Here is a 10285-nt window from a genome sequence, read left to right as displayed (position 1 = left end):
GGCGTATCGATCGGGGTGGACAGCGCAATTGCGCCTGTGCCCGATGCCGCGACCATTGGCCAAGGGGATTATGCGCCAGACTCACTATTTTGTGGACGGACAGGCTGTCGATCAGCTTCCCAACAGCCCCGGGGTCTACCGTTTCTACGGCGACGGCCCGGTCCCGCTGTATATCGGCAAGAGCCTGCACATCGCGCGGCGGCTGCGCGAGCACATGAGCGAGGCCGCCGCCTCGGCGCGTCACCGCCGCTTGATGGACAGCACCCAACGCGTCGACTGTACCCTGACCGCCGGCGATATCGGCGCCCAGTTACTGGAGAACCGCGAAATCAAGCGCGAGCTTCCCCTGTTCAATCGGCGCCAGCGCCGGGCCCGACACCCGGTCACCCTGCACCTGGTCGATGCACCGGGGGGCGAAGCGGGCTTCCTGCGCCCGGAAGTCAGGGCACTTTCAGCGGGCAGCCTGCCGGACACTGGCGCCCACTACGGCCTGTTTCGCCAGCGCCGGGGGGCGGAGGACTACCTCATTGATCTCTCGCGCCGCTGCGGGCTGTGCCAGCGAGTACTGGGTCTGGACCGCGGGCGCGGCCCCTGTTTCGCCCATCAGCTCGGGCAGTGTCGCGGCGCCTGCGTGGGGCGCGAGCCCGCCGCGCAGCACAACCAGCGACTGCTCGCCGCCCTGGCGCCAGCGCAGCTGGCGGCCTGGCCCTGGCCCCACGCGGTCCTGCTGCGCGAACAGGCCCCGGAGCAGGGGCGGACCGACTGGCATCTGGTGGACCAGTGGCAGCACCTCGGCAGCTTCCCCTCCCTGAGACATCTACCCCGGCGAGCACTGGCAGCAAGCCCCGCCGCGCTGGACCTGGACGCCTACCGGATCCTGCTGCGCGCCTTCCGACAACCGGACGCTCAGCTCTATGCCTACCGACCCGGGGGCAAGCCACGCGCCGTTCCTCTAACTTCCCCGACATACTCTGTCTGGAGAGCGCCAGCCACCGGGTCCGGTGGGGGCGCCGGGCGCACTCGCGCTGTTGAATAAGCCCCGCAGGCAGCTACACTGGAGCAGAGCACTCGACAACGGAGGGATCGCTATCATGTCCAGCGTCTGGGTCGTCTCTGCCAATAGTTCCCGCGCCACCCTGTATACCGCCAAAAGCCCCGTCGCCCCCCTGGAGCAGCAATTCCAGCTCAACCACCCGGATGCGCGCAAGAAACCGTCGGAACTGCTCACCGATCGCGCCGGCCGGGCCTTCGACAGCCACGGCCAGGGCCGACACGCGATGGACCAGCGAGTGGATGCCCGCGAGCACGAACGCGAGGTCTTCGCCCGGGAAGTCGCCCAGGAACTGGAAACCCTGCGCGAACAGCACGATATCGACCAGCTGGTTCTGGTTGCCGCGCCGGCCTTTCTGGGGTTGCTGCGCAGTGCCTTGAGCGGTCCGCTCAAGAGTCTGATTTCCCTGGAAATCGACAAGGACTACACCAGCCTGGACGCGAGCGCGCTGCGCGCGCGCCTGCCCTGAGCCCCTCCACCCACTGGCACAGGGGCGGGCACAGGCCGCACAGGCACTGCCGCGAACATCCCGGGCAATACGGCGCTCGCGGAATAATCAACACTTGACCTCGATCAAATCTCCCGCTAAAAACTCACTCCTGGCAACTTGCTTGTTTGCGCCTAGCAAGTATAATTAAATCGAATTCAAAAATAGGCTGCAAGAGACTACTATCAAACAGCCAGCTTTCCGGATCCCTGACCTGAGTAAATATAAAGAGGCACACCCGCTATGAGCAGCAAGCAGCAACCCGACTTCGACGTCATCGCCATCGGCGCCGGCTTTGCCGGTCTGGCGCTGATCCACCACATTCGCGAGGCGGGCCTGTCCATTCGCGTCTTCGACAAGGCCGACGACGTCGGCGGCACCTGGACCTGGAACCGCTACCCCGGCGCCATGACCGACAGCGAAAGCTACTACTACTGCCTGACCTTCTCCAAGGAGCTGCTGCAGGAGTGGTCCTGGACTCGCCGCTATCCGGACTGGAAGGAAACCCACGACTACTTCCGTTTCGTGGCCGATCGCTGCAACATGTGGCCGGATATCCAGCTGAACACCGAAATTGTCTCCGCCGAGTACCAGAAAGACAGCGCCCAGTGGAAAGTCACCACCAAGGGTGGCGAGTCCTTCACCTGCAAGTACTTCATCAGCGCCATGGGCATGATTTCCGAGCCGGAGATCCCCCGGATCAAGGGCATGGACACCTTCAAGGGCCCCCTCTTCCATTCCGCGCGCTGGCCGGAAGGGCTGGACTACAAAGGCAAGCGGGTGGGCATCATCGGCGCCGGCGCCACCACTGTGCAGATGCTGCCAGTCATGAGCCAGGACGCGGAAAGCGTCACGGTCTTCCATCGCACCCCCAACTTCATCATGCCGGCGATGCAAAAACCGATGACCCCCGAGTGGGAGGAAGAGATCAAGGCGAACTACGACGAAATCATCGCCAAGTGCCGCAACCACATCTTCGGCATGGCCTTTGACTCGGCCGAGGGTCGCAAGGCGGTCGAAACCTCACCGGAAGAGGTCCAGCGGATCTTCGAGGAAAAGTGGACCGGCAGCTTCCGCTGGGTCTTCGAGACTTTCGAGGACCTGCTCTCCAACCCCGAAGCCAACCGCATGGCCTCGCAGTTCATCATCGACAAGATGCGCGAGCGCATTGACGACCCGGAAGTTGCCGACATCCTGGTGCCCAGCCTGGAGGATTACCCGCTGTTCGCCAAGCGTCCGCCGCTGGATCACGGCTACCTGGAATCCTACAGCCGCGACAACGTGCACCTGGTGGACATCAAGGACAAGGAACCCATCGTCGAGATCACCGAAACTGGCGTGCGCACCACCGAGAACCTCTACGAGTTCGACATCATCGTGCTGGCCACCGGCTTCAAGGCCTATACCGGTGCACTGGAGGCCTTCCCGATTCGCGGCGCCGCCGGCCAGACCCTGAACGAGAAGTGGCAGGAGCAGTCCAAGTCGATCATGGGCGTCTGCGTTGCGGACTTCCCCAACATGTTCATTGTCACCGGTCCCCAGGCCCCCTTCGCCAACCTGCCCACCTCCATCGAGCAGAACGTGATGTGGATCACCAACTGCATCAAGAAGGTGGAAAGCGAGGGCTACGACGTGGTCAAGCCGCGGCATGACGCCGAGGACGAGTGGACCAAGCACACCGCCGAGATCCACGACCAGACACTGATGGCGGAAGGCGACAAGGTGCACTCCTGGATGATGGGTGCCAACCGCGAGGACAAGCCGCCGCGGGTACTGATTTACTTCGGTGGCGCCAACGTCTACTACGACCTGATGGACGAGTCGGCCAACCAGGGCTACCCGGAGCTGGAGTTCGAAAAGCTGGCCTCCTGAGCCCACCCTTCAGAGCCCTCCCCCGGAGGGCTCTCACACAATCCAGGACCTCTCCTTGCGCCCCGCCCCACGGGGCTTTTTTGCAGGACCGGAAACAACCGGCAGCCTTGCCTTATCCAACACAAAGACATATTCTGAAAATGTTGGCTTTTTTGTTGATTTTTCGATTCGGGCGTGCATGGCCGCGCAGGCGAGATTTCCGCCAACGTGTATCAACAATGCGGAAAACCTGAGGGGATACCATGGAGAAGCAAAACAGAATTGGCCTGGCGCTGGCTTGCGTGGCGTGGCTCGGGGCCGCCGGCGCCCAGGCTCAAACCGTAACGACTGCGCTCGGCACGGACTGGTTTTTTACCACCAATGGCGGGACAGACGCCGGCGCCTTCAGCGGCAGCTGTTCCGCCTCGGCCGGCGTGTTACTGAGCGACGCCAACACCGCGGATGGCGATGGTGACATGTACGACAATGCCTGGGGCATCTGGGTGGACGGCACACCGCTGTCGGGAGCGCTCTCAATCTCTGGCTCGATTGCCACTGTCGCCCCACAAACGCTTTCGGGCCTGAGCGTCTCGTCTGAATACCGGTTCTCGGATACCATCGAGGCCTTCCGGCTCCTGGCCAGTTTCACCAACCCCACGGGCAGCCCGATCTCCGTCACCGTGGAAGTACCTGCCAACTTCGGCTCTGACAGCAACACGACCCTGGTCTCCACCTCTTCCGGCGATGCCACCTTCGATCTCGGCGACAACTGGGCCCAGACCTGGGACGCCAGCAGCGAGATAAACACCTCAGTCTTCTATCTCCCCGGTGCGGGCCTGACGCCCTCTTCCTACACCCAGACGGTCTTCAACTGCGCGGGAACCCAGGGCCTCGGTGCCACCTTCGCGCTCACCGTGCCCGCCAATTCCACCCGGCGCCTGATGTTCTTCGCCGGCATTGGCGAGATTGATGGAAGCGGTAGCACGGATACGGCCAACGCCACCGCAAATGCCCAGCAGTTCAACAGTTTTGAAACCATCGACAGCAGCCTGACAGCCGGCATCTCGCCCGCCGAAGCGAGCGAGATCGTTAACGCCACGGCGACGGCAACCGAGCAGCCCGCCGCACCGATCCCGGTGCTGCCTCTGCCCCTGCTGGTTCTGCTGGCCGGTGGCCTGGGGAGCCTCGGACTTCGCAGGCTTTCTACACGCAGGTAGTGCCTCCGTAGCAGGCCGCCCCCGGGGGCTGGCGCCCTGCTACAACAGCACGTCGATCAACCTGGGTCCCGGGGCAGCCAAGGCCTGCTCCAGGGCCTGGTTGAACTCGTCGATCGTGGCGACGGCCGAAGCCGACACCCCCATGCCCCGAGCCATGTCCACAAAGTCCATATCCGGGCTGCCAATATTCAGCGAGCTTGCGGCCTTGGGGCCCGGTGTCCCACCGCGGGCACCCGTGCGCTGAAATTCCAGCTCGAGAATGCCGTAGCGGCGGTTGTTGAAAATCACCACGGTAATGTCCAGATGCTCCCGGGCCATGGTCCAGAGTGCCTGGAGGGTGTACATGGCGCTGCCATCGCCCTCCAGGCAGATGACCCGGCGATCCGGGCAGGCGAGCGCGGCGCCCACCGCAGCCGGAAGGCCCCAACCAATCGCGCCCCCGGTCTGGTTCAGCCAGTCGTGGGGCTGGGCACAGGCGGTCATCGGGAAGCAGGCCATGCCGCCGGTAATACCCTCGTCCACCACAATGGCGTTTTCCGGCAGGTAGTGCGCCAGCGACTGGGCCACGCTGTTGGCATCGAGCTCTCCGCTGGGCAGCTCGGGCAACTCCAGGGGATACACGTCGGGGGAGACATTGACCGCATCCAGCAGCTCCAGCAGACGCTCGAGGGCCTGCTCGATATCCTCCCCGGGTTGCGCCAGGACCAACTCGTCACAGCCCTCGGGTGCCAGGCGCCCCGGCAAATCCGGGTAGGCGAAGAAGGAGACCGGCGACGCCGCCCCGACGAGTATCAACTGCTCAAGCCCCTTGAGCGCATCCAGTGCGAATTCCGCCAGGTAGGGTAGGCGCTCGACTCGACCGGTGCCGGCACCGCGGCGCACTCGTGTGGGAAAGGTCTCCGTAAAGACCCGGGCACCCGTGGCCCGGGCAATGCGGCTGGCCAGCAAAGTCTGCTCGCCACTGACATCGCGCCCACCCAGCATGATGCCGGTACGCTTCCCTGCGGACAGCATGCCCAGCGCTTTTTGCAGGCGCTCCGCCGGCACCGGAGCCGATCCTGGCCATACCACCACAGGGCCCGCGCCGACCGGATTATCCCCCCAGGAAACGTCCGCGGGCAGTATCAAGGTGGCGACCTGACCTGCCGCCGCTCGCCGCACCGCCTCGGCCGCATCCTCGGCCAAATGCTCCGGCCGCTCGCAGGTATGTACCCAGTGTGACACCGGCCCGGCAATGCCGGCGATATCCGAGCTCAGCGGGGCATCGAACTGGCGGTGCGTAGTGGCGTGATCGCCGATGATATTCAGCATGGGCACGTGCCCCTTGCGGGCGTTGTGCACGTTGGCCAGGGCATTCCCCAGCCCCGGCCCCAGGTGCAACAGGGTCGCCGCCGGCTTGCCAGCCATACGCGCGTAGCCGTCCGCGGCACCGCTAACCACGCCCTCGAACAGCCCCTGCACGCAGCGCATGCCCGGGACCTCATCCAGCGCCGCGACGAAGTGCATTTCCGAGGTGCCGGGGTTGGTGAAACAGAGGTCGACGCCATTGGCGACCAGTGTGTTGATCAGGCTCTCTGCTCCGTTCATGTAAGACGTCCTTTTCTGTGAAGCCGGAAATCCAACACTGCACGAGCACAGTGACGGCACCTGGATCACAGTATAGTTGCTGTGGACGGCGCCCTTGCACACAACTCAAGTTTGACTGCCGGCACGGCAACAGGCTCAATGCGCGCCGGCATGCCGCGCACCAAGATGGGGCGCCATGCCGGTTTACTTTGGAGAGTTACTGAAAAGGATTTACTGATGAACGTATTCAAGAAGCTTGCCAGCGCGACCTTGCTCGCGGCATTTACTGGCGCTGCGGTCGCCCAGCCCTACGTGGGCCTCGACTACACCTACCTCGATGCTGACGAGGTGGACCTCGGCGCCCTGACCCTGAAAGGTGGCTATCAGCTCAACGACTGGGCCGCAGTTGAACTGCGCGGCGGCGTCGGTGTGGACGATGACAACTACTATGGCGTCAAGGCTGAGCTGGAACACTATGTCGGCGGTTACTTCCGCGCAGGCCTACCCAATGACAGCGCCATCTACCCCTATGTGATCGCCGGCTATACCCACGCCAAGGTCAAGGCCTCCGTTGCCGGTTTCTCGGACAGCGACAGCGAGGGTGACTTCTCCTGGGGGCTCGGCGCCAGCCTGCGCCTGAACGAGCTGTGGTCAGCCAACGTCGAGGTGATGCGGTACTTCGACAAGAGCAATATCGAGATCGATGGCGTCAGCCTGGGTGTAACCTACACCTTCTGATCCGCAGCGTCCCCTGGCCCCGTGCCTCGGCTCGGGGCACCGCTTGTGTCGCCCATCACCCCCAGGGCGACACAATCACCTTGCAGTCCTCTCCACCCGCCTGCAGTCCGGCAAACGCTTCCGGCAATTGGTCCAGCCCAATCCTTGAGGTAATCATCGCCAGCGGCCGCGTTTCCCCCGCAGCCAACACCCGCACCACGTGTTCAAAATCCCGCAGGCCGTAACACAACGAAAATGCCAGGCTGACATCCTTCCAGGTGGCGAGATCCGGGCGCAGGGTGTCCACCTGATTACCAAAGCCAAGGGATACCACCCGACCCAGGGGCCGGACGTGATTGACCGCCTGCTCCAGCGCGCCGGGAAGACCCACCGCCTCCAGCACGATATCCGGCGCACCCCCCAGCAGTGACTGAACCATCTCTATCTCGTCATCGACCTCGTTGCCGGCGACGAACAACGGCAATCCCATCTGCTCGGCGATCCGCCGGCGTCGATCAGAGCGCGCCAGCACAACGACTTCCGCCGCCCCCAGCGCCTGTGCCCAGAACGCGGCGGCCAGACCAATCGGTCCGGCGCCGGTCACCAGCACACGTTCCCCCGCCTGAAGCGCAGCCCGGCACACCCCCTGCAGGCCTACCGCGAGGGGCTCCACCAGGGTGGCCGCCTCATCGGAAATGCCCTCCGGCACGCGCACGCAGCCCCGGGCGGCAGCCCGGGTGTACTGGCAGTAACCGCGCACGGTCTGGTAATCGACCTGGGGACAGTGGCGCGACAGGTCGGTCAGGCACATCGCGCACTGCCCGCAACCGATAAAGGGCAGCGGCACGACGCGATCGCCCAGCGCAAAATCGCTGACGCCCTCACCCAGGCCCGCGACCCGTCCACAGATTTCGTGGCCCATCAGCGCCCCTTCCAGCCGCTCGGGGGCGTGGAAGCTGGCAGCGTGCAACTCACTGCCGCAGATGCCGACCTTGCGCACCTCCAGCAGCAGCTCACCGGGACCGGGGAGCGGGTCGGGCAGAGCTTCGATCTGCAGGCCACCCGCGGCACTGCGAAATACTGCAGCCTTCATATCGATCCCTCCCCTGGGCATTTCCCAGGAACATGAATGATGCGCCTGTGCGTGCGGAGCCGCTAGGCCTCGAGCGCCCCCTCCAGCAGCCGGATCTGCTCCTCCAGCCAGCCCTCCAGCCAGAAGTTGTCGGCTTGGGCCAGTAGCGCGCGGTGAATAGTCAGCGACAGCTCCACCGCACCGACGTGGCCGGGCTCTACCTTGCGCACCATATCCAGCAGATGCAGGGCTTCCTCGGGTTTGTCCTGCTCGAATTTTTCCTGTGCACGCGCCACCAGGGCGTCGGCTCCGGCCAGTGCCACCACATCGCCGAAAACGGCACTGGCGGGCACGCTGTAAAGCTCCGTGGTGGACTGGTGGTGGAACCAGCCGGCGTAGCTTTCCCAGATCGCGCGCACGCCCCAGGACACCTTGCCATAGCCCTCGCCCACTTCGCATTCCGGGGGCAGCGTGATGGTCTGCATCAGGGTGTGAACGTCAGTACCGGCGTTCATGCCGCGCACGGTTTCATCGTGCACGTGGTGCAGGGCATCCCGGTAGGCGATGAGCTCCTCACGAATCACCTCGCGCCCCTCCACCGGACCGTGGTGCCCGTAGAGAATCACCTCCGGCTCCAGGTCCAGCACGACCTGGGCAGCCCGGGCGCAGACCAGGGCCTCGCGGTAGCGGTCGCCGCGAATGGTGCTGAGGTTGGGGAAGTGGCCGAAGGGGCAGCCAAACAGATTGCCGGTCAGGCAAATGCGCTGCTCGGGCAGCCAGATCACCAGGGAGTCATTGGTTTCGGCGCCGGGGACGGCAATCAGTTCCAGGGTCAGACCACCCAGGGTCAGGGTGTAACGGTCCTCGAAGAGAATGTCCGGCGTGGGCGTGTCCTGGGGATTGATCTCGGTATAACCCTGCTCGGCGTAGTAGGCGAAGTCCTCGACAAAGCGCTCGCGGAAGCGGAAGGCGGAGCGGTTGCCGCGGAAGTCCGCCAGGCGCCTGTCATAGGCCTGGTGCTCGGTGTTGTTGGCCTGGGCGATGTACAGCAGCCCCGGGTTGCGGTCGCGGAAATACTGCACGCCGCCGACGTGGTCGACGTGGCCCTGGGTGGTAATCAGGTAGCGAATCTTGTCCGCCACCGTCGAGTGGGCGCGGTGGTTGGCATCGATCACCGGCGCCTCGAAGCCCATGCCGGCGTTGACCAGGATGCCGCCCTCGGTGGTCTCGATCAGGTAGCTGTTGGAGCAGGCCTCGCTGAGGACGATGAAGTCGTTGATGCGCTCGCCACCAAAGCGGGCGGCGCTCGGCGCCACCGGGCGCGTCTTGTAGATGGGGTTTCTCATTGGGTGTCCTCGGCCAGTCACTTTTAATAGATACTCATTAAAATGGGATCATAGGCGAGCCGGGGCTGGCTGGCAAGACAGAAAAGCAGGCGGGCTGGCACACCATTTATTTATGCTATATATTTTTTAGCCAAAAACGCGTGCAGGTGCGAACGCGCAGCCGCGCTGCATTGCCGCGCCGAGAGTTGTCACAGGAAAAGAGGAATCAGCATGCATAACATAGACCTTAGCGGCAAGGTCGCCCTGGTCACCGGCGGTAGTCGCGGACTGGGGCGCGCCATATGCCTGGGATTGGCAGAGGCCGGTGCCGATGTGATCGTGGTCAGTCGCAAGCTGGAAAATTGCGAAACCGTCGCGGAAGCGATTCGTGGCAAAGGCCGCCGCGCCCTGCCGCTCGCCGCCCACGTCGGGCGGACCGAAGATCTGGATGCAGTGATCGCCGCCAGCCATGAGGCCTTTGGTCATGTCGATATCCTGATCAACAACGCCGGCATGAACCCGGTCGCCGGGGGGCTCTCGGACCTGCAGCCGGAACTGTTCCAGAAGCTGTTCGACGTCAACACCAAAGGGCCCTGGTACCTGGCCTCGCGTCTGGCACCGCGGATGGCGGAACACGGCGGCGGCTCCATCATCAATGTGATTTCCGTGGGCGGTCTCAGGCCCTCGGCCTTCCAGGGCTTCTACGCCGCCACCAAGGCGGCGCTGGACGCACTGAGCAAAGTGATGGCCGCGGAATGGGCTGACAAGGGGATTCGCGTGAACAGCCTGGCGCCCGGCAGCTACCACTCCGACCTGTTCGACACCGCCGCGCAGATGCCCGGTTTCCTCGAGGGCGCCATTGACGCCTCGCTGCAGAAGCGGGTGGCGGAAACCGAGGAAATCATTGGCCCGGTCCTCTACCTGGCCAGCGACCTGTCCAGCTTCACCACCGGCCATACCCTGGTCAGCGACGGCGGCTTTATGGCGAAATAACGGCGT

9 protein-coding genes are annotated in these 10285 nt (G+C 64.1%); 6 read left to right on the top strand and 3 right to left on the bottom strand.

Features of this window, described 5'->3' with window-relative positions; translation table 11 throughout:
* The first annotated feature begins 70 nt into the window (after window positions 1-70).
* The 4 genes from ACYVGS_RS06490 to ACYVGS_RS06475 all read left to right on the top strand — a co-directional run bounded on the left by ACYVGS_RS06490 (window position 71) and on the right by ACYVGS_RS06475 (window position 4606).
* Complete coding sequence (locus ACYVGS_RS06490; protein WP_460587854.1) at window positions 71-1036, top strand: GIY-YIG nuclease family protein; 966 nt, start codon at window positions 71-73, stop codon at window positions 1034-1036.
* 55 nt (window positions 1037-1091) lie between these two features.
* A complete protein-coding gene (locus tag ACYVGS_RS06485; RefSeq protein WP_460587853.1) occupies window positions 1092-1520 on the top strand; it encodes a host attachment protein in 429 nt (142 codons plus the stop codon).
* 261 nt (window positions 1521-1781) lie between these two features.
* Window positions 1782-3410: a flavin-containing monooxygenase gene (locus ACYVGS_RS06480; protein ID WP_460587852.1), complete on the top strand. Its 1629-nt coding sequence runs from the start codon at window positions 1782-1784 to the stop codon at window positions 3408-3410.
* A gap of 242 nt (window positions 3411-3652) precedes the next feature.
* Complete coding sequence (locus tag ACYVGS_RS06475; RefSeq protein WP_460587851.1) at window positions 3653-4606, top strand: hypothetical protein; 954 nt, start codon at window positions 3653-3655, stop codon at window positions 4604-4606.
* Window positions 4607-4645: 39 nt separating this feature from the next.
* On the opposite strand, the gene ACYVGS_RS06470 is transcribed toward ACYVGS_RS06475, so the two are convergent.
* The gene (locus ACYVGS_RS06470) at window positions 4646-6193 is read right to left on the bottom strand and encodes an acetolactate synthase large subunit (RefSeq protein ID WP_460587850.1); all 1548 of its coding nucleotides are present in this window, start codon (window positions 6191-6193) and stop codon (window positions 4646-4648) included.
* A gap of 216 nt (window positions 6194-6409) precedes the next feature.
* Between ACYVGS_RS06470 and ACYVGS_RS06465 the strand changes: the two genes are divergently transcribed.
* Window positions 6410-6910, top strand: a complete 501-nt coding sequence (locus ACYVGS_RS06465) for a porin family protein (RefSeq protein ID WP_460587849.1) — start codon at window positions 6410-6412, stop codon at window positions 6908-6910.
* Between the two features lie 55 nt (window positions 6911-6965).
* Here the strand turns inward: ACYVGS_RS06465 and ACYVGS_RS06460 are convergent, their stop codons facing one another.
* Both ACYVGS_RS06460 and ACYVGS_RS06455 read right to left on the bottom strand, forming a co-directional pair.
* Window positions 6966-7982 (bottom strand): zinc-dependent alcohol dehydrogenase, encoded by a 1017-nt coding sequence (locus ACYVGS_RS06460; RefSeq protein WP_460587848.1) that lies wholly within the window; start codon window positions 7980-7982, stop codon window positions 6966-6968.
* 62 nt (window positions 7983-8044) lie between these two features.
* On the bottom strand, window positions 8045-9307 hold the full coding sequence (locus ACYVGS_RS06455; protein ID WP_460587847.1) for an MBL fold metallo-hydrolase: 1263 nt from the start codon (window positions 9305-9307) through the stop codon (window positions 8045-8047).
* 210 nt (window positions 9308-9517) lie between these two features.
* On the opposite strand from ACYVGS_RS06455, the gene ACYVGS_RS06450 reads away from it, so the two are divergent.
* Window positions 9518-10279, top strand: a complete 762-nt coding sequence (locus ACYVGS_RS06450) for an SDR family NAD(P)-dependent oxidoreductase (RefSeq protein ID WP_460587846.1) — start codon at window positions 9518-9520, stop codon at window positions 10277-10279.
* Window positions 10280-10285: the final 6 nt, after the last annotated feature.

The sequence above is a fragment of the Haliea atlantica genome, from assembly GCF_054779855.1.
The sequence above is the reverse complement of the archived record's forward strand: the minus strand, read 5'-3'. Positions and strand labels throughout refer to the sequence as shown.